The organism is Echinicola arenosa (genome assembly GCF_014841125.1).
Classification (GTDB): Bacteria; Bacteroidota; Bacteroidia; order Cytophagales; family Cyclobacteriaceae; genus Echinicola; species Echinicola arenosa.
Genome location: NZ_JACYTQ010000009.1, coordinates 127,368 through 147,466 on the forward strand (window position 1 = coordinate 127,368; position 20,099 = coordinate 147,466).

The 20,099-nt window shown below is 39.6% G+C and carries 17 protein-coding genes and 1 pseudogene; 13 read left to right on the forward strand and 5 right to left on the reverse strand.

Features of this window, described 5'->3' with window-relative positions:
* Positions 1-7 precede the first annotated feature (7 nt).
* Entirely contained in the window at positions 8-2,182 is a 2,175-nt protein-coding gene (locus IFO69_RS19570; RefSeq protein WP_192011835.1) for a B12-binding domain-containing radical SAM protein, read from the reverse strand.
* 337 nt (positions 2,183-2,519) lie between these two features.
* On the opposite strand from IFO69_RS19570, the pseudogene IFO69_RS19575 reads away from it, so the two are divergent.
* Positions 2,520-3,500: pseudogene (locus tag IFO69_RS19575) on the forward strand (DUF1624 domain-containing protein); the annotation flags it as partial.
* 79 nt (positions 3,501-3,579) lie between these two features.
* On the opposite strand, the gene IFO69_RS19580 reads toward IFO69_RS19575, so the two are convergent.
* Complete coding sequence (locus tag IFO69_RS19580) at positions 3,580-4,293, reverse strand: DsbA family oxidoreductase (RefSeq protein ID WP_192011836.1); 714 nt, start codon at positions 4,291-4,293, stop codon at positions 3,580-3,582.
* A 279-nt stretch (positions 4,294-4,572) separates the two neighbouring features.
* Complete coding sequence (locus IFO69_RS19585; protein ID WP_192011837.1) at positions 4,573-5,643, reverse strand: Fic family protein; 1,071 nt, start codon at positions 5,641-5,643, stop codon at positions 4,573-4,575.
* A gap of 676 nt (positions 5,644-6,319) precedes the next feature.
* On the opposite strand from IFO69_RS19585, the gene IFO69_RS19590 reads away from it, so the two are divergent.
* The 10 genes from IFO69_RS19590 to dprA all read left to right on the forward strand — a co-directional run bounded on the left by IFO69_RS19590 (position 6,320) and on the right by dprA (position 16,328).
* Positions 6,320-6,994, forward strand: a complete 675-nt coding sequence (locus IFO69_RS19590; protein ID WP_192011838.1) for a GNAT family N-acetyltransferase — start codon at positions 6,320-6,322, stop codon at positions 6,992-6,994.
* 1 nt (position 6,995) lies between these two features.
* Positions 6,996-8,195 (forward strand): argininosuccinate synthase, encoded by a 1,200-nt coding sequence (locus IFO69_RS19595; protein WP_192011839.1) that lies wholly within the window; start codon positions 6,996-6,998, stop codon positions 8,193-8,195.
* Entirely contained in the window at positions 8,188-9,156 is a 969-nt protein-coding gene (gene argC, locus IFO69_RS19600; protein ID WP_192011840.1) for an N-acetyl-gamma-glutamyl-phosphate reductase, read from the forward strand. The genes IFO69_RS19595 and argC overlap by 8 nt, the downstream gene beginning before the upstream one ends.
* Positions 9,157-9,167: 11 nt before the next feature.
* Complete coding sequence (locus IFO69_RS19605) at positions 9,168-10,313, forward strand: aspartate aminotransferase family protein (RefSeq protein WP_192011841.1); 1,146 nt, start codon at positions 9,168-9,170, stop codon at positions 10,311-10,313.
* 103 nt (positions 10,314-10,416) lie between these two features.
* On the forward strand, positions 10,417-11,358 hold the full coding sequence (locus IFO69_RS19610) for an N-acetylornithine carbamoyltransferase (protein WP_192011842.1): 942 nt from the start codon (positions 10,417-10,419) through the stop codon (positions 11,356-11,358).
* 25 nt (positions 11,359-11,383) lie between these two features.
* Complete coding sequence (gene argB / locus IFO69_RS19615; RefSeq protein WP_192011843.1) at positions 11,384-12,184, forward strand: acetylglutamate kinase; 801 nt, start codon at positions 11,384-11,386, stop codon at positions 12,182-12,184.
* A gap of 79 nt (positions 12,185-12,263) precedes the next feature.
* The gene (locus tag IFO69_RS19620) at positions 12,264-13,325 is read left to right on the forward strand and encodes a M20 family metallo-hydrolase (RefSeq protein ID WP_192011844.1); all 1,062 of its coding nucleotides are present in this window, start codon (positions 12,264-12,266) and stop codon (positions 13,323-13,325) included.
* Positions 13,326-13,366: 41 nt separating this feature from the next.
* Entirely contained in the window at positions 13,367-14,701 is a 1,335-nt protein-coding gene (gene argH, locus IFO69_RS19625; protein ID WP_192011845.1) for an argininosuccinate lyase, read from the forward strand.
* 171 nt (positions 14,702-14,872) lie between these two features.
* Entirely contained in the window at positions 14,873-15,223 is a 351-nt protein-coding gene (locus IFO69_RS19630; RefSeq protein WP_192011846.1) for a MerR family transcriptional regulator, read from the forward strand.
* A complete protein-coding gene (gene dprA, locus IFO69_RS19635; protein ID WP_192011847.1) occupies positions 15,207-16,328 on the forward strand; it encodes a DNA-processing protein DprA in 1,122 nt (373 codons plus the stop codon). The genes IFO69_RS19630 and dprA overlap by 17 nt, the downstream gene beginning before the upstream one ends.
* 659 nt (positions 16,329-16,987) lie before the next feature.
* Here dprA and IFO69_RS19640 read toward each other — a convergent pair.
* Both IFO69_RS19640 and IFO69_RS19645 read right to left on the reverse strand, forming a co-directional pair.
* Positions 16,988-17,833, reverse strand: coding sequence for a hydroxymethylglutaryl-CoA lyase (locus IFO69_RS19640; RefSeq protein ID WP_192011848.1), 846 nt, complete (start codon positions 17,831-17,833; stop codon positions 16,988-16,990).
* A gap of 93 nt (positions 17,834-17,926) precedes the next feature.
* Positions 17,927-18,181: a hypothetical protein gene (locus tag IFO69_RS19645; RefSeq protein ID WP_192011849.1), complete on the reverse strand. Its 255-nt coding sequence runs from the start codon at positions 18,179-18,181 to the stop codon at positions 17,927-17,929.
* A gap of 448 nt (positions 18,182-18,629) precedes the next feature.
* Here IFO69_RS19645 and IFO69_RS19650 point away from each other — a divergent pair, with 448 nt between their 5' ends.
* Positions 18,630-19,151 carry a T9SS type A sorting domain-containing protein gene (locus IFO69_RS19650; protein WP_192011850.1) on the forward strand — a complete coding sequence of 174 codons (522 nt, stop codon included), beginning with the start codon at positions 18,630-18,632 and terminating at the stop codon, positions 19,149-19,151.
* Positions 19,152-19,158: 7 nt separating this feature from the next.
* Positions 19,159-20,082 (forward strand): hypothetical protein, encoded by a 924-nt coding sequence (locus tag IFO69_RS19655; RefSeq protein WP_192011851.1) that lies wholly within the window; start codon positions 19,159-19,161, stop codon positions 20,080-20,082.
* The last annotated feature ends 17 nt before the right edge of the window (positions 20,083-20,099 follow it).

Below are 20,099 nucleotides of genomic sequence, written 5' to 3' on the forward strand. Positions count from 1 at the left end.
GTGGTTACTAAAAAACCAATAAACCTTGCTCCCTCAAAATCTCCCAAACTTCAGATTCCACCAATTCTTCAAAATCACCGACATTGGCTTCATAATCTTCCCAAATTTCCTTAAGCATGCTCAAAGGTTGATCATAGGATACGTTGGCTAATAGGCTGGCCACCCATTCAGCAAATTCTTCTGGCAACTCCATGGCAAAATCTTCCTTCTTGCCAGAAAAGACCAATTCCACAAAGCCGGGCTCCTCGGAATCCTGAATGTCCGGTTGCTCTCCTATCCAAATGATCCTTTGATGCTTTTTATAGATTAATGCTGGCTCCTCTACAATTTGCCTTTGGATATAATTTTTGGGAATTGTGGTCACTGGAACCCTAAAATCAAACCATTCTTTCAAAGGAATATCAAAGCCCACTCCATGCATATAGTTGAAAAGTGACTTACGGAGACCTTCTGAGAATAAAGCATGATCCACTCCTACCGGATCTTCATAACCTACCTCATTATTGGCAAATGGCGCCAGCTCCAAATCAGTTCTTTGCACACCAAAGGCCTGAGGATCCAAACCAACTGGACTATGGGCAGTCATGGCGAATCTGTGCCAAAACCCAGACTGCAAAACACCTTCCTCGAAAAGCTGACGTACCATTTCCAGGGAATCCATGGTCTCCTGAGCTGTTTGCGTGGGATAACCATACATTAAATAGGCATGCACCATAATGCCAGCTTGCGTAAGATGACGGGTGACCTGAGCCACTTGGGCTACGGTTACTCCTTTTTTGATCAAGCCAAGCAAACGATCAGAAGCCACTTCTAGTCCCCCTGAAATGGCAATGCATCCGGAAGTCCTTAGCAACCTACAAAGATCAGCTGTAAAATTACTTTCAAAACGGATATTGGTCCACCAAACCACCACCAAGCCTCTCCTCAAAATCTCTAAGGCCAAATCCCGCATCAATGCCGGTGGTGCCGCCTCATCCACAAAGTGAAAACCATTGGTTCCCGTCTGGGCCATAATTTCCTCTATCCTGTCACAAAGGATAGCAGCAGTAATAGGTTCATATCGCCCAATATAGTCCAATGATATATCACAAAAAGTACACTTCCCCCAATAGCAACCATGGGCAAGGGTCAATTTATTCCACCTACCATCGCTCCATAAACGGTGCATGGGATTGGCTACCTCAATCACCGAAAGATATTCAGCAAGCGGCAAATCACTGTAATCGGGTGTTCCCACCTCTCTTTGAGAAACATCCTTAACTGCGCCATTATTGATCATTTTCACTTCTCCTTCCACACGGATAAAGGTCCGTTTCAACTCCTCCAAAGGCCGCTGACCGCCCAAATACTCCAATAATAAACGCACAGGACTTTCTCCATCATCCAAGGTGATATAATCCACATAATCAAAGACCCGAGCATCTTTCAGACTCCTGAGCTCCGTATTGGGATAGCCTCCACCCATCCATACCTTAATACTAGGATGCTTTTTCTTTAAATATTGCCCGCACTTTAATGCCCCATAAAGATTCCCTGGAAAAGGAACTGAGAAAGCCACCGATTCAGGCTGGTATGCTTTCATTTTTTCCTCCAACAATTCCAGCAACATAGCATCAATCAGACTCAATGGCTCCTGTAATGCCGCCTCCATTTCATCAAAGCTGCCTGCAGACATCCCTAAACTTTCCGCATATCTACTGAATCCAAAATGCGGATCAATGGCTTCTGTAATCAAATCACCCAAATCTTCTAAATATAAGGTGGCCAAGTAGCGGGCCTTGTCACGAAGCCCCATGGTTCCAAAAGCCCATTCCACATCGCCCAGCTGCTCAAATCTACCTGCCTGGGGCAAGAAATTCCCTTCAGAAATATGGTACGCCAAGGTTGGATTCTTATCCTGTAAAAAGTCTACCACCGTATCGATGGTCTGTAAATAAGCAGGCTTCATTCTCAATATCCGGTGAACATTGTCAGAATATTCCAGCCCTTGTTCCTCTGCCGATTCAAACACTTGAGCCAACCCTTTTCTGGAAAACAATTTTAAAATCACTTCCAAACCCAAATCTGCCTGATTGGATTTAATATTTAGGGTATTGAGATAACCTTTCAGATAAGCCGTAGCCGGATAAGGAGTATTCAACTGGGTGAATGGAGGGGTAATGAAGAGAACTTTAGTCGCCAAAGTATAAGGGATTGATTTGAAGCAAAGTTATACAAAATAGACCTTGTATCTATAATTAATTTTATGCAACATTATTGCATAAATTATTTTTTGTATAACTTTGCTTTCCCAATCCTATCCGACCCATTATAACCCAACCGGAATCACTATCTAAATCTTAAATAGTAATTAAATTGGGAAAATCCTTAAGATCAAATCGAATTGACTCCATTGATATTTTGCGGGGCCTTGTCATCATATTTATGATTCTCGACCATGTCAGGGAACGCTTTTTCTATCATATGCAGGTCTCAGATCCCATGGACATTGAAGCGATACCACCTACACTCTTTTTCACAAGGCTTTGTGCACATTTATGTGCACCTACATTCTTTTTTTGACAGGATTGTCCGCTTGGCTTTATGCCCGTCCTGCAAATGGAGGCGAACGCTCTCCCAGTTCATTTTTATTTAAACGCGGCTTGTTTCTACTATTACTTGAAGTTTCCTTAGTAAATTTGTCTTGGTTCGGAAACTACCAAACCATTTATCTTCAGGTAATTTGGGCGATTGGATTAAGCATGATCTGTTTGTCTTTCTTATCCAAACTACCACAAACAGTCATCGCTATAATTGGTTTTATCATAGTATTTGGGCACAACGCATTGAGTCCTATATCCTTCCAAAATGATGAATGGCTCTATCCAATTTGGACCATTTTGCATGACCGTGGCTTTCTTTTAACGGAAGGTTTAATTAAAATAAAAGTATCATACCCAGTCCTACCTTGGATAGGTGTAATTTTGTTAGGTTATTCAATAGGGCCTATTTTTCATCATAAATTCACCTCAGCCAGAAGAATAAAAACATTGATTGCTTTGGCGTGTACTTCTTTCATTATACTAATAGTTCTTCGAAGCTTTAATATTTATGGAGAAGAGCTTCCTTGGGCTCTTCAAGACACTTTTGTCAAAACTATTATGGACTTTATCAATTTCACCAAATATCCACCTTCATTAGACTTTTTACTGTTGACTTTGGGTATTGGCTTTTTACTTCTGGTTCTTTTTGAGAAGTATTCGGCCGAGTGGATGAACATTTTGAAAACATTCGGTGCTGCCCCTATGTTTGTATATATCCTTCACCTTTATTTTTTGCTTATATTGTACCAGATCGGACTGAATGTTATGGGGACCAATCAAGGAGAATATTTTGGTTTTTCATCACTCTATCAAGTATGGCTGGGAACAATCATCCTTACAATGCTACTCTATTTTCCAACTAAATTTTTTGCTGCATTCAAACGTAAAAGTTCTAATAGATTATTAAAATATTTTTAATTGATAAATCAGTAAAAAAAGAAAGGTGAAACTTCAGTCTCACCTTTCTAATATTTAACACTAAATCACAAAATTTACATTAATCACAATTTCCTTCAATATCACAGGCACTGCCTGTTTCTGTTCCTTCTACAGATTTTAAGGGAGCTCTCTCCGCTTCATAAGCTTTCCAAGCAGTATCCAATGCCTGGCTAAAAGTTTCTTTTGGCTGTGCTCCGGAAACACCATACTTCTGGTCCAGCACAAAGAAAGGAACACCTCTCACCCCTAATTGCTGGGATTCATAGATATCATGGTTAACAGCTGCATCATAATCCGCGGACTGTATGGCTGCCTCAGCTTTTTCCGCTTCCAACCCAACCTCTTGAGCCAACTTTATCAAGGTAGGTTGATCATCCATATTGGCACCTTCTGAAAAATAGGCATGAAACAGCCTTTCTTTCAAAGCATCACCCTTTCCATTGATCTTGGCAAACTGCAAAAGACGATGTGCCTTACGGGCATTGGCCACAACCACTTTACTGAAATCATAATCCAATCCTTCTTCTTTGGCCATGGCCGCTACCTGCTCTCCCGCCTCTTCTGCCTGATCCACAGTCCAACCTTTGGTTTCCGCCAAATACTGGGCAATGCTTTTGTCAGGTTCTGTTTTCATTTCGGGGTTTAATAAAAAACTCTTCCACTCCACCTGTACTTTATCTTTATGAGGAAATTCCTCTAATGCTGCTTCTAACCTTCTTTTTCCGATGTAACAAAATGGACACATGATGTCCGACCAGATTTCTATTTTCATAGTTAATTTTGATTATCTTAAGGGTAAATCAATTTTGAAGCATTTGAGTTCAAAAAATATATGAAAACTAGAGAATGTCCCTCCTGTGCCATGGAGGTAGATGCTAAAGCAAAAGAATGTCCCATTTGCAAATATGAGTTCCCAAAGCGTAGCCCACTCTTTCAATGGGCCGCTATTCTGTTGGCTATTCTTTTTATTCTCATGTATCTCTTGTAAAAAAACGATTAACCATCCTATAAAGGATAAAGGTGGCCAAATAATAAACTACCTTTATCCTGACTAAACCATCTCCAAATGCTGCTCCAGAGACTCCAAAACAGCATCTGTTACCAAATGATAAAATGGAACTGGATCATTGTTCACTTGCACTGCTTCCAAAGCGCGATAATAAGCAAGCCTAGATGCATTATCTCCTTTTAAATTGGCAATGGTGTACCCATTACTGACCAAGATCAAATTCATAATCAATCGGCTGGTTCTTCCATTTCCATCTACAAAAGGGTGAATACTCACCAAACGCTCATGAAGTTCCGCAGCCAAAAGCACTGGATGCAATACATTCCTTTGCTTTTGGTAATGCAGGAAATAGTCCTCCATCATTTTATCTATCAAATAAGGTTGAGGCGGAACATGCTGATTACCACTAATCCTCACAGGAACAGAACGATATTTGCCAGCATTTTCTTTATCTATCCCCTTTAAAACCAAATAATGCAGATCTAAAAGACTCCTTTTATAAAACTCCGCCTTATCAGATGCCATTTTCTCTAAGTATTCAACAGCTTCCGCATGGTTAATTGCCTCCAAATGTTCTCTCATAGATTTACCACCAACAGTAATCCCCTCATTAACTACCAAATGGGTTTCTTGCAATGTCAAGGTATTTCCTTCGATCCTATTACTCTCAAAGGTATAGGCCACATTAAAATACTCTTTCATTTTTTGAAGCTGAATTTCGCCCAAAGGCCTTCTATTCTGCCATTTTGCTTTTAAGAAATCTATCGTCTCTAGTTTGGATGAAATCTCTGCAGGAATCTCCTGAAGTGTGAGTGATTGCCTGCCTGCAAGGTATTCAACCCTGCTTTCAGCCAAAGCTAATATTTCTGCTGAATCAACTTCATACTGAACCAAACTCAACACCTTCTCTGCCAACCAAACCTTTTTCAAATCGGCAAATGACAATCTATAAGCTTCAGCCAAGCTCAACAGGTTTCTTTCGGATGGTAACCTTTTGCCCCGCTCGAACTTACTTAGCAATCCTGAATCTATTTTTGTTACGCTTACAGCTTCCTTCAAGGTTAGTCCTAACCTTTCCCTGCTTTCCATCAAAATTGTTGCTAATGTTCTCATTTGACATTTTTTATTTTGACAAATTTAGTCAAAACAATTTGATAAAGGAAACTTCAATCCTTTAATTTTCAATATTTTAAATTAAACTACTCTTTTTACTATTTCGGCTATAATCTCAATTGTCGTAACCTTAATGAAAATTTAAAGTTGATAAACTTCTATCTACAGTTAATCCAAGATTGTAATAAAATTTCGGCCTACCTCCATTACATGAACTAATGATTTAAAAAAATTTCTGTTTAGACTCTAACACCAAAGGATTAACTGTGCCTTATTATAAAGCTTCAAAATATAATTATTTGATCATTGCGGTATTCAGGCTAAACTGTAGACAGAAGTCCTGTTTGATAAAATTTATCTAAAAATGTTTTGTATATTTAATCTTTAATTTGAACATTTGTACCGCATTAGAAAAATGAGCAATTTAATCAACATAGCAGCGCACAATAACATGATGGACATTCTTTCCATTAACAGCATTGCTATGCCACTTTTTTCTCCTAGGAAAAACTTCAGGAATCTTTTTAGGGCCTAGTCCCTACTATTATAATGGACTTCCTACGCGGAGGTCTTACTACCCCAAGCATAATTATTTCTTTGAACATTCTGGAGTCAAACAGTTGGCAAGACAATATCGGGATTATAGCCACTTATGACTTCTCGATAAATACCAAAAATGGCAAAAAGTCAATTCATCATACAGCCTGCGGGAGTGCAGCACTGTAAATACGCTCAGACCATCGTGGATGAGATGGCATTATCTGCTCAAGCACGTGGCACAGGTATCGCAAAACGTTCCCCTGACTATATCACCCAAAAGATGATGGAAGGGAAAGCCGTTATCGCCCTTTCCAAAGAGGGAGAATGGGCAGGTTTCTGCTACATTGAAGCGTGGAGTCATGGTAAGTTTGTGGCCAACTCAGGCCTGATAGTCTCTCCTAATTTCAGAAAATCAGGTCTTGCCCGTGAAATTAAAAAAGCAGTCTTCAAACTAAGCCGTTCCAAATACCCTAATGCCAAGATTTTTGGCCTTACCACTGGAGCTGCTGTCATGAAAATCAACTCAGAATTAGGCTATGTACCGGTGAGTTATTCTGACTTAACAGACGATGAGGACTTCTGGAAAGGCTGTCAAAGCTGCGTTAATTATGAAATTTTAAAGAGCAAAAACCGTCAAAACTGTCTTTGCACGGCCATGCTCTATGTTCCAAAAGACCAAAAGAAAAAAGAGGTCGCCCTTAAAAAAGACTTTGGTAAAAACCTTAATCTGTTCGAACGATTGGTACGAATGAAACGTGCCGTATTTACGAGTGTAAAAAAAAAGACGAATAAAACATTAGAATTAATATAAAATGAAAAAAGTTGTTTTAGCATACAGCGGTGGTTTGGACACCACTTTTTGCGCTATCCACCTGTCCAAAGAAAAAGGCTATGAAGTTCATGCCGTATTGGTTAATACTGGAGGATTTAGTGAAGAAGAGTTAAAAGCTACCGAGGAAAGGGCTGGCAAATTAGGGATTGCCTCTTTTGAAGTTTTGGATGTTACCCAAACTTATTATCAGGAAGTAATCAAATATTTGGTTTTCGGTAATGTGTTGAAAAACCAAACCTATCCTCTTTCTGTTAGTGCGGAAAGAATTTTGCAAGCCAAAGCCCTAGCTGAATATGCTAAAAAAATCGGAGCAAAATCAGTAGCTCATGGAAGCACAGGAGCTGGAAATGATCAAGTACGCTTTGACATGATCTTCCAAACTATCTTGCCTGAGGCAGAAATTATCACTCCTATTCGGGACTTGAAGTTAAGCCGTGAAGCTGAAATCGAATACCTCAAAAAACATGGGGTAGAAATGAACTTCGAAAAAGCGGCATATTCCATTAATAAAGGAATCTGGGGAACTTCTGTTGGCGGCAAAGAAACATTGACTTCCGGTGGTACTCTACCTGAGGAAGCCTACCCTACTCAGTTGACCAGAACCGAGCCTGAAACCATTACACTCCAATTTGAATCTGGAGAACTAAAAGGTGTCAATGGGAAAAAACATGATAATTCTGTGGAAGCAATTTTAAAGGTACAGGAATTGGCTGATCCATACGCTATCGGAAGAGACATTCACGTAGGAGATACCATTATTGGTATTAAAGGACGTGTAGGTTTTGAGGCTGCTGCCCCATTGATAATTATCAAAGCGCATCAACTATTGGAAAAACACACATTAACAAAGTGGCAAACCTTCTGGAAAAACCAATTGTCTGAATTCTACGGAAACCATCTTCATGAAGGGCATTATTTGGATCCCGTCATGAGAAACTTAGAATCTTTCCTTCAGGACACGCAGACCTTTGTTACTGGAGAAGTGAAGGTAATCCTAAAACCTTACCAATTCCAATTAATCGGCATCGAGTCAGCACATGACCTGATGTCATCTAAATTTGGTAGCTATGGTGAAATGAACAAAGGCTATACCGCAGAGGATGTCAAAGGGTTTACAAAAATCCTTGGTAACCAAACGGCTATTTTCCATAAAGTGAATCAAACCTTAGAAAATGACTAAAATCAAAACAGCCATTATTGGCGCTGCTGGATATACGGGAGGTGAATTATTGCGCATCCTGATCAACCACCCCAATTGTGAGTTGGTCTATATCCATAGCAACAGTCAAAAAGGTAAAAAAATAGATGAAGTACACCCTGATCTGATAGGGGATTCCGATTTGGTCTTTACAGATGAAGTAAAGACAGAAGGACTTGACGCAGTGTTTTTGGGTTTGCCACATGGTCAGGCCAAAAGCTTTCTGGATGAAAATAAATTCGATGATAATACGGTTATCATTGACCTGAGTACCGACTTTAGAAACGAATCAAACGGTTTCCTTTATGGTCTTCCAGAGGTCAATGCGAACAAAACAAAAGGGGCCAAACGAATTGCCAACCCTGGCTGTTTTGCTACCGGCATCCAATTGGCTTTGGCTCCCGCTATAGCTGCTGGATTGGCCAAAAAAGACATCCATATCTCAGGGATAACGGGAAGTACTGGCGCTGGTAAAAAACTGAGCGAGACTACTCACTTTAGTCAGAGAAACCAAAATGTTTCGGTTTATAAACTCTTCTCACATCAGCACCTAAAAGAAATCAAACAGACTTTTAGTCAGCTTCAAGAGGGATTTGATCAAAACCTTTTGTTTGTACCCTACAGAGGTAATTTCTCAAGAGGCATCTGGATTACTGCTTACTTTCCATATGAAGGTTCTTTGGAAGATGCATATAAAGTTTATAACGAATTTTATAAAAAAGCAGCCTTTACCCACGTTTCAGAAAGGGACATTGACCTGAAACAAGTAGTCAGCACCAACAAGTGCATCGTTCACCTAAAAAAGGAAGCCGATCAATTGGTGATATATTCTGCCATCGACAACCTATTGAAAGGCGCATCTGGACAAGCAGTGCAAAACTACAACCTGGCTTTTGGGCTGGATGAAAAAGAAGGCTTAAAACTTAAAAGTGTAGCTTTTTAACCCACTAAAAGATGAAACCATTTGACGTATATCCTTTGATCAATGTTACCCCAGTGAAAGCTGCTGGCAGTAAAATCTGGGATGATCAAGGCACAGAATATTTAGATTTATACGGTGGCCATGCAGTAATCTCTATAGGGCATAGCCATCCACATTATACCAAAAGAATCAAAGAACAATTGGACAACATAGCCTTTTACTCCAACTCTGTTCAGATTCCAATCCAAAAGGAATTGGCGACTAAGTTGGGAGAAATATCTGGCTATGCTGATTACGACATTTTCCTTTGTAACTCGGGTGCTGAAGCAAACGAAAACGCCTTAAAACTAGCCTCTTTTGAAACTGGTAAAAAAGGATTTATTTCCTTTTCCAAAGGCTTTCATGGAAGAACTGCTGGGGCTGTCGCACTGACCGATAATCCTAAAATCATCGCTCCATTTAATGAGCATGACCATGTGCATATCCTTCCATTTAATAAGCTTGACAAAGTTGAAAAGCAATTGGCTAAAGGTGATATTGCGGGGATCATTGTAGAAGGAATTCAGGGGGTTGGAGGTATTGTAGTGCCTAATCAAGAATTCCTGTTGGGACTTTCCAAATTGGCCAAACAATACGGAGCTAAGCTTATTCTTGATGAAGTCCAGTCTGGATATGCTAGAACGGGAAGGTTCTTTGCACACCAATGGGTGGAAGACCTTAAACCTGACCTAATCACTGTAGCCAAAGGAATGGGCAATGGTTTTCCTATTGGAGGTGTCTTGATCAGTCCGGAGTTCAAAGCTTCACACGGGCTTCTTGGCACCACATTTGGAGGAAATCATTTAGCCTGTGCAGCGGCTTTGGCTGTTTTGGAAGTAATAGAAGAAGAAAATTTGATTGAGGCTGCTTCCCGAAATGGTGAGGTACTAATGAAAGAACTGAGTGCCATTGAAGGGGTCACTGAAGTGAGAGGAAAAGGTTTGATGATCGGTTTTGACTTAGCTGTAGAAGCAGCTCCTGTCCGATCTGCATTGATCCATGAACACAAAATATTCACCGGCAGCTCCGGTGGAAAACACACAATTCGTTTGCTTCCACCGCTGAATATTGAAACAAAAGCTTTAACTTTATTTATACAGAAATTAAAAGCCGTTTTGACTACAAATAAGGTCCATTAACTGGTCCTCGTTTTCATAAAACATTTTCACCAAAGCGTTCATTTTACTAAAAAATGGACGCTTTGTCTTAACGGTTTTCTCATAGTCAAAAAACATTTAACCAATGAAATACTACACCCAATTTGAAAACAAAAGCCTAGCTGATCAGCTGATCCAAAAAGCATTGGAATACAAATCAAATCCTTTTATGGATAAGACTCTAGGTGCAGGAAAGAGAATTGGACTAATATTTTTGAATCCTAGTCTTCGGACACGTGTCAGCACACAGATTGCTGCCTCCAACTTAGGTATGGAAGCCATTGTCCTCAATATGGACAAAGAAGGATGGGCACTTGAAATGGAAGATGGTGCCATTATGAACCAAGGTAAAGTAGAACATATCCGGGACGCTGCAGGTGTCTTGGGTAGTTATTTTGATGTTTTGGCTCTTCGAGCCTTTCCATCACTAACCAATAAATCTGAGGATAGCGAGGATTTCATCCTTAACCAGTTTATCAAACACAGTGGCCTTCCGGTCATCAGCCTTGAAAGTGCTATCAGACACCCATTGCAAAGTTTGGCTGACATGATCACTATCGATGAGCATAAAAATAAAGAAAGGCCTAAAGTAGTGCTTACATGGGCACCTCACATCAAAGCTATTCCTCATGCCGTGGCCAATTCCTTTGCTGAATGGTCCATTGGGTGTGGCCATGATGTAACCATCACTCACCCTGAAGGGTATGAACTAGACGAAAGATTTACCCATGGAGCAACCATTGAACATAATCAGGATAAAGCTTTGGCCGATGCAGATTTTGTTTATGTCAAAAACTGGAGTGCCTTTAACGAATATGGTAAAATCCTTTGCACTGATGAGTCTTGGATGCTTAGCGAGCAAAAACTCTCTAAAGCTCCCAATGCCCAAGTCATGCATTGCCTCCCCGTAAGAAGAAATGTAGAACTGTCGGACGAAATATTGGATGGCTCAAGAAGTCTGGTCCAACACCAAGCCCAAAACAGAATTTATGCTGCTCAGGCTGCATTAAGTAATATTTTGAAATAACCTCTACCACTAACAACCACATAAAATGAAAATCAGTATTGTAAAAATAGGAGGAAATGTCATTGACGATCCCCAAAAACTTGATGAGTTTTTGTACCTGTTTGCCAGATTAGAAGGAAAGAAAATATTGGTCCATGGTGGAGGAGTCATGGCCTCAAAATTTGGAGAGCGATTGGGTATCCAGCCTAACATGGTGGACGGAAGAAGAATCACCGATGCAGAAACACTGGATGTAGTCACTATGGTCTATGGAGGCCTTATCAATAAAAAAATCGTCGCCAAACTCCAGGCGCTTGAGCAAAATGCTTTGGGGGTTACTGGTGCAGACGGCAACTTGATCAGATCTGCCAAAAGACCGGTAAAGGATATTGACTATGGGTTCGTAGGTGATGTCAAAGAAGTCGACACAGAGCTTTTGGACACTTTACTTGAAAAAGACATCATTCCCGTGGTCTCTGCCATTACCCATGACAAAAAGGGAAACCTGCTAAACACCAATGCCGACACAATTGCCTCTGAAATTGCCACCTCAATGGCTGTAAAGAACACCGTGAGGCTTTATTTCTGTTTTAATAAAGCAGGTGTGCTCATTGATGAAAACAATGATGATTCTGTCGTCACCAAAATCAATGAAGACATCTATGATGAATTGAAAAAAGACAAGGTAATCCATTCTGGAATGATTCCTAAATTGGACAATGCTTTTAGCGCTTTAGATAAAGGAGTCAGCAATGTATGGTTGGGCAAGGCAGAAAATTTGGTCCTGGCTGCAAAAGGTAAAAAATCAGGCACCAATATCGAAAAGCATCGCTACGACCTTTATTGAGTTCCGGACACCCAACGTTGGTAATCTATCCATTACTCATCCTTGATAATTTTAACCTTTAAACAGATTCTGCTGATTCATGCATAAGCTTAAAGAAGAAGCAAAAGAACTTCTCCAGCAATTGATTGAAACGCCTTCTTTGAGTCGAGAAGAGGAAAACACCGCTCAATTGCTTTCCAGTTATCTTGCCTCAAAAGGGGTAAAGGTCAATAGACAATTCAATAATATTTGGGCTGTCAATAAGCATTTCGACCCGCAGCTACCTTCAGTATTACTTAATTCCCATCATGATACTGTAAAACCCAATAATGGTTATACCAAAGACCCATACAAAGCAATCATTGAAGATGGAAAACTATATGGCTTGGGAAGCAATGACGCTGGAGGTTGCTTGGTCAGCTTAATAGCTGCATTCATGTTTTTCTATGAAGAAAAGCTTCCCTACAATTTGATTTTAGCTGCAACGGCAGAAGAAGAAATAAGTGGAAAAAATGGTATTGCTGCACTTTTGCCAGAATTACCTCCTGTTGATTTGGCAATTGTAGGAGAACCTACCCTCTTGGACGTCGCTGTCGCTGAGAAGGGGCTCATGGTCATTGATGCTACCGTCACTGGAAAGGCTGGGCATGCGGCAAGAAATGAGGGAATCAACGCCCTATATGAAGCATTGCCTGACTTAAACCTAATTAAAGATTACCGTTTCCAAAAAGTGTCTGATTACTTAGGAGAAAGTAAAGTTTCTGCTACCATCATTCAATCGGGTTCACAGCACAATGTCGTACCAGACAAATGTGTTTACACCCTAGACGTGCGAGTTACGGACAGTTATACTCTTCAAGAAGCTTTGGATGAACTAAAAGGAGTGCTTAAGGCAGATTTGCAGCCTAGGTCCATGCGACTCAACTCCTCAGCTTTACCTAAAGCCCATAAAATCTGGGATGTAATCCATAAGATGAACCTAAAATGCTATGGAAGTCCTACCCTTTCGGATCAGGCTTTGATCTCTTACCCATCCATCAAAATGGGACCAGGTGACTCGGCACGATCTCATACACCTGACGAATTCATCCATTTGGAAGAAATCAATCAGGGAATCGACAGATATATTGCTATTTTGCACCATTATTTTGATCAAAACTAGAAACTAATCCTCCCTACATTTAGGGAAAAGTAAATACGAGCATGAAACTTTGGCAGAAAAACACCACCAGTACCAAGGAAGTAGAACAATTCACCATTGGACGTGACCCAGAATTCGATATAGTTTTGGCACCTTTTGACGTGTTAGGATCTTTGGCCCATGCCACCATGTTGGAAAGTATCGGACTACTGACCGAAGAAGAATTGGCTACTTTAAAAAAAGGGCTTAGAGAAATCTATGCTGAAATAGAAGCGGGTACTTTTAAGATTGATCCGGGTGTGGAAGATGTGCATTCACAGGTAGAGTTCTTGTTGACTGAAAGGTTTGGAGATGTTGGTAAGAAATTACACAGTGGCCGATCCAGAAATGATCAAGTGGCGGTGGACCTTAAGCTATACTATAGATCTGAGATCCAAAGTGTTTTAGAAGCCACTAAATCCCTATTTGATCTTTTGATTAAGTTGGCGGAAAAACATAAAAATGACCTGATGCCCGGCTATACCCATACCCAGTTGGCCATGCCTTCCTCATTCGGCCTTTGGTTTGGCTCCCTTGCTGAGGCTTTGGCCGAGGATCTGGAACTATGGCAAGCCGCTTACAATTTGGCAGATAAAAACCCTTTGGGTTCTGCTGCAGGATATGGTTCCTCTTTTCCACTAAACAGAACCATGACCACTCAACTTTTGGGCTTTAAAGAAATGCATTACAATGTCATCAATGCCCAAAACAACCGTGGAAAAACAGAAAAGGTCATCGCTTTTGCCATGGCAGGGTTAGCGGGTACGCTTAATCGTCTAGCTGCTGATACGATTATTTTCATGAACCAACACTTTGGTTTTGTGAAATTTCCGGATAATCTCACTACGGGTTCTAGCATTATGCCCCATAAGAAAAATCCAGATGTATTTGAACTGATCCGTGCCAAAGCCAACCAAATCCAAAGTGGACCGCAAAACCTAATGATGCAAATGACAAATACCACTACAGGGTATCACCGTGATCTGCAATTATTAAAAGAAACTACCTTTCCAGACTTCGAAAAGCTGAAGGATTGCCTACAAATTACTCAGTTTATGCTGGAGCATATTGAGATTAAATCAGGCTTGTTGGAAGATAAGTTTTACAAGCATTTGTTCAGTGTGGAAGAAGTTAATCGTTTGGTACTAGAAGGCACTCCTTTCCGTGATGCCTATAAGCAAGTGGGATTGGCCATTGAAAATGATGATTTTGCTCCATTACATACGGTGAATCATAGCCATGAGGGAAGCATTGGACAACTCTGTTTGGAGGAAATCAAACAAAAAATGGATACCGCTTTGGCAAAATTTGATTTTGAAAACATAGCATCCAGTTATCAAAAACTATTGGAAGAGTAATAATAGACTTTAGATTTAAGATACTAGAAAGTAGTAAAAATGACGCATTACTTTAGCCCCTCAAAGGCTGGTGTAATGCGTCATTTGTCTTCATAATGGATACTAAATCCTCTTTTCCCATTGTCTTATTTCGTATAAATTCGTTATTTTGAATTCATAAATTTTTGAGCGGTGCCGTACAAAGAGAGAGAAATAGAAAAAAAATATTATTCCATTGGAGAAGTGGCTGATAAATTCAAGGTAGCTACTTCCTTAATCCGCTATTGGGAGGGTGAATTTGACATCATCAAGCCCAAAAAAGACAAAAAAGGCAACCGCAGGTTTACCAAGGAAGACATCGAGAAAATCGGTCTGATTTTTCACTTGGTAAAAGAAAAAGGCTATACCTTGCAAGGAGCTCAGGAAATCATCAAAAAAGACCATTATGAGATTTCCGACAAAGCCAGCATGGTCAACCGCCTGAACCAGATCAAGGACTTTTTAATCGAAATAAGAAACAATCTCAATGTCAAAAACGAATGATGAGCAACTACTATATGCCATTGCCCTAAGTCTAATTCCAAATCTAGGCCCCTTTATTTACAAAAACATTATCAGTTATTGTGGTTCTGCCTTGCAGTTTTTTAACATGCCTAATGGCAAAGCAAGCAAAATCCCCGGTATTGGCCCAAAGCTATTGTCTGTTCGAAAAGAAAAAGATCAGTTTCTCAAAGAAGCTGAAAAAATACTGGAAGATTGTCTGAAAAATGACCTCAAAATCCTGACCTATCAAGACACCACTTACCCTAAAAGATTAAAGTCATTTATCGATGCCCCTGTCCTACTTTTCTCTAAAGGGAATGTAAACCTTAATTCTACAAGAACTATCGGCATCGTAGGCACACGTAATGCTTCCGAATATGGCAAGACCACCACTAGAAAAATCGTAGAGGGTATTGCCCCTTTTTCACCGACCATCATTAGTGGATTGGCCTATGGCATTGATATCACTGCACATCGGGCCGCTTTGGAATTTGATTTGCCGACCATTGCGATATTGGGCAATTCTTTGGAAAAAATCTATCCAGCAGCTCACAAAAGCACAGCGAGCAGTATGTATCCAAATGGAGGACTGGTTTCAGAATATAAAGTGGGCACAGCTCTCAATCCAAATAATTTCCCCGCCAGAAATCGCATCATCGCTGGACTCTCCGATGCATTGGTTGTGGTCGAAGCAGCAAAAAAAGGCGGTGCTTTGATCACGGCAGAAATTGCTTTTAGCTATAATAAAGAAGTCTTTGCAGTGCCCGGGAACCTCCAAAACACTTATAGCGAAGGCTGTAATAATTTGATACGCTATATGAAAGCCAGCATCTACACCGGGCCAAAAGACATTCAGGAATCCTTGTCTTGGGAAACAGGGAATGGAGCGGAAAGCACTGTTAAAAAAAATAAAATTGACCTCAGTCAATTCACTAAAAATGAACAAACTGTTCTAAAACTGCTCTCGGACAATCAGGAATTAGAAATTGACCGACTCAGTTGGCAAAGTCAAATCCCTATTCCCCAATTGGCTTCCCTCCTACTTAATCTGGAATTCCAAGGGCTGATCAAGTCCTTGCCTGGCAAGAAGTATGTGATGGGATAAAAGAAAAATTAATCTCACTTAGATATTGGGATGTCGAAGTTCTAAGCTCCTATCACTCGAAGTGATGAGAATTTTTAATATATTAGTTTTTATTTACAAAATTTTTAAATAAAGGTTCATTTTAAAGCTTTAACACTCCTGAATATGCTACTAATATTTTTTGGATTATTATTGATTTTAATGTTTTACTGGGTCGTAAAAGGGTATAATTCTGAAACTAAAAACAAGAAAGAATAACCATAGAAAGAACAGCTAAACAATTACTTATTGTAGTAAATAATTTAATTGAAATTTACATTCAAAAAAATAATGGCCATAATCATACTATGATGGAGGGCTTTACATTTGGTCAATACCTAGAGGCATTAAAACGGGATTACCAATCATCCAATTCTGATGAAGTTTGAGAAAACATATTAGCTACTTGTACAGATAAAGCAGTTATTGAGGTTTACTTGGATGAAATAAACCGTCAATATAGTGGACTTGATCCAGTCCATAAAAAAATGAAAGAAATTGTTTCAAGATAAAAACCAAGGATAACATCAGGACTTATCTAATTTCAACCTTTTTGTTTATTTCAAAATAGCCATTACTTATGGATTTTTTGCATTGAAAAGGACTAAACCTATACCTCTCCCCGTGTTTTGCTGTCAAACTTAACCAAAAACAAACTTGGCCAATTTCATGGCCTCACCAAATTCTTCCATATTCAAATTCAGATGATGACCTTCCTTTTCCAAAACTTCAATCATCACTTCAGTGGCCACATTGCCCACCAGTTCATCTTTGGCCATAGGACAACCACCAAATCCTTTGATGGCACCATCAAATCGCCTGCACCCTCCCTTCAAGCCTGCGTGGATTTTCTCAGCAATGCCTTCAGGTCTACTGTGAAAATGTGCTCCAAACTCTATTTCAGGATAAGCTTGAATGTTTGTTTCAAATAGCTTCTCAATCAATTTGGGCTCCGCTACGCCAATAGTGTCTGACAAAGCGATAATTTTAATTCCCAAAGCATCCAGCTTCTCTACAAACTCAGCTACAATATCCACTGAGAAAGCTTCCCCATAAGGATTACCAAAGGCCATACTCAAATAGGTAACTACAGTTTTACCCTTTATTTCACAAAGGTTCTGAATATCCTCGACCACCTCCAATGCCTCAGCAATACTTTTATTGGTATTTCTTTGCTGGAAAGTTTCTGAAATGGACAAAGGAAAACCCAAATAATCAATCTCCTCAAAATGTAAAGCATCCTCAGCACCTCTCTTATTAGCCACTATTGCCAATAATTTCGACTTGGAATGGAACAAATCCAATAACTCCAGTAATTCTGCTGTATCACGCATTTGGGGCATCGCTTTGGGATTTACAAAACTCCCAAAATCGACTGTATCAAATCCTACCTCTAAAAGTTGGTTGATATAGGCCGCTTTGATCGCCGTATCAATAAATTCTTCTCGCCCCTGCATGGCATCTCTGGGACACTCTATGATCTTCATAAGGATGTACTTCGAATTCTAAATGATCGAAGTTAAAGAAATTAATTGGGAATTGGTGCTTTTTGGACTTCAAGTGGAACATGACTCCTTTCTCTAAATTCTCTCACTAAAAAAGATAATGCCCTTTTGTCTTTGGTAATCAACTTCTTTCAAAAACACAGAAATATTGCTAAAATGATCAATAGCCAAACCAGCATAAGTCACCAAACACAATTTTTCACCATTAGAGTGGCTGGAAAACATAGCCCGTCTCGATGAGTTTACACCTGAAGGCATGAATGACATCCATGGTTCTTGGTTATTACAGCTACCCAAGCTACCGCCGTAGCCTTTGCCATGGCTGGTCATTAGGGGTCACCGCTTGGCTCACCAATAATGTCCTTGGTATTAAAGTTATGGAAGTAGGTTGCAAAACGCTCAAAACAAAACCTCAACTGGATAATCTGGATTGAGTAGAGGCCACCTTTCCAACTCCTTTGGGAGTGGTCAAGGTCAAGCATTTCAAATTGGCGAATGGCGAAATCCAATCCATTATTGACACTCCAGAAGGTATCAAGATCATTTGATCACTACTCTACTCATTTGATTAACATCAATTTTAAAATACCTCAAAAAAATGTGTCTTTTTAACTGAGTAATTGATATTTTTAAAACCGACTTTTATTAAAAAACCTGAGGTGAGGCCAAAAATTTTATGTTCATCCTAAATCCAATCAACAAGATGCATTAGAGTGAGTCCATCAATGGGATATTGTGAAAAGATATATTTTCGAATATAATTGAGCTAAAAACAACCATGATTACTTTCAAAAAGTTGGATCATACAAAAGGCCATATGAAAAGTAAAATGCTCTTCCTATTACCAATATTATTTTGGATATCTTATGGGGTTGCACTAGCTCAATCAGGTATTCTATCGACTGGAGGCGAAACCTCAAGCAACTCAGGAACTGTCAGTTATTCTATCGGACAAACGGTCTACAACAATTATTACAACGAAAACTTGTCCTTAATAGAAGGCATCCAGCAACCTTACCAAATCTCTATTATTCTAAAATCTGAGGAACCAAATGAGAATATTAAATTAAATGCATATCCTAATCCATCAACCGATCACATTACCCTAAAAGTCACTGGTCACGAACTGAGAAGTTTGGCTTATCTGTTTTATAACTCATTGGGACAAGCACTAGCCACAGATTTAATATCAGAAGAAGAGACTATCATATACACAAAGGATTTATCACCAGCTTCCTATTTTTTAGTTGTAACAGATAAGAAATCAATCATAAAAACATTTAAAATCCTAAAAAAGTAACTTGGATATGAAAAACATTTATGTATTGCTTGTGCTTTTATCCATTTCATTAAATGTCCTGGCACAAGCTCCTCAAAAAATGAGCTATCAAGCAGTTATAAGAGACACTAACCATGAATTGGTGAGAGACGCTACGATCGGACTTCAAATAAGTATCCTTAAAGGATCTGCATCCGGTTCAATCATTTACAGTGAAACCTACACATCCAATACAAATACAAATGGGCTGGTAAGTTTAGAAGTTGGGACTGGTGAAGTGAAACAAGGTATTTTTTCTGAAATAGATTGGGGCAATGGATCTTATTTTATCAAAACTGAAACTGATCCTTCAGGAGGTACCGATTATTCCATTTCTGGGACAAGTCAATTGTTAAGCGTTCCTTTTGCCCTTTATGCCGAAAATGCAGGTGGATTGGGCTGGAAAGTAAAAGGAGACACTGTTTACACAGACCTAAGTGTTTTGATTGGAACTAGTAACATTGACGATATAACCCCTTTTCACGCTAAAATCCCTCCTGGGCTTTCGACTGGAGTGGCTATTGAAGGCTCTTCTATAGATAAAGGAAACCCAAGCATTCGATTTTATGACGAAGAAAAAAGAGCTTCAGCTATCGGTGTTTCCCTAGGTGGAAATGGCTACTTTTCTAGAAATGCAAAACTAGGTGATTTTGTTATCAGGTCAGAAGGTAATAACATCATCTTTGCCACTAACCCAACAAATGACTTTGAATCAATACTGATTATTTCGGAGGATGAAAATGTAGGTATAGGTACCACAACTCCCAAAAGAAAACTTCACGTAAAAGATGTATTAAGACTAGAACCAAGAAACAATGCTCCTGAAAATCCAGAAAAAGGAGACATGTACATGGACAATATCTCAAACAAACTAATGGTTTACGATGGTACGCAATGGCAATCCTGCTGGTAAGTACGATATGCCAAAGG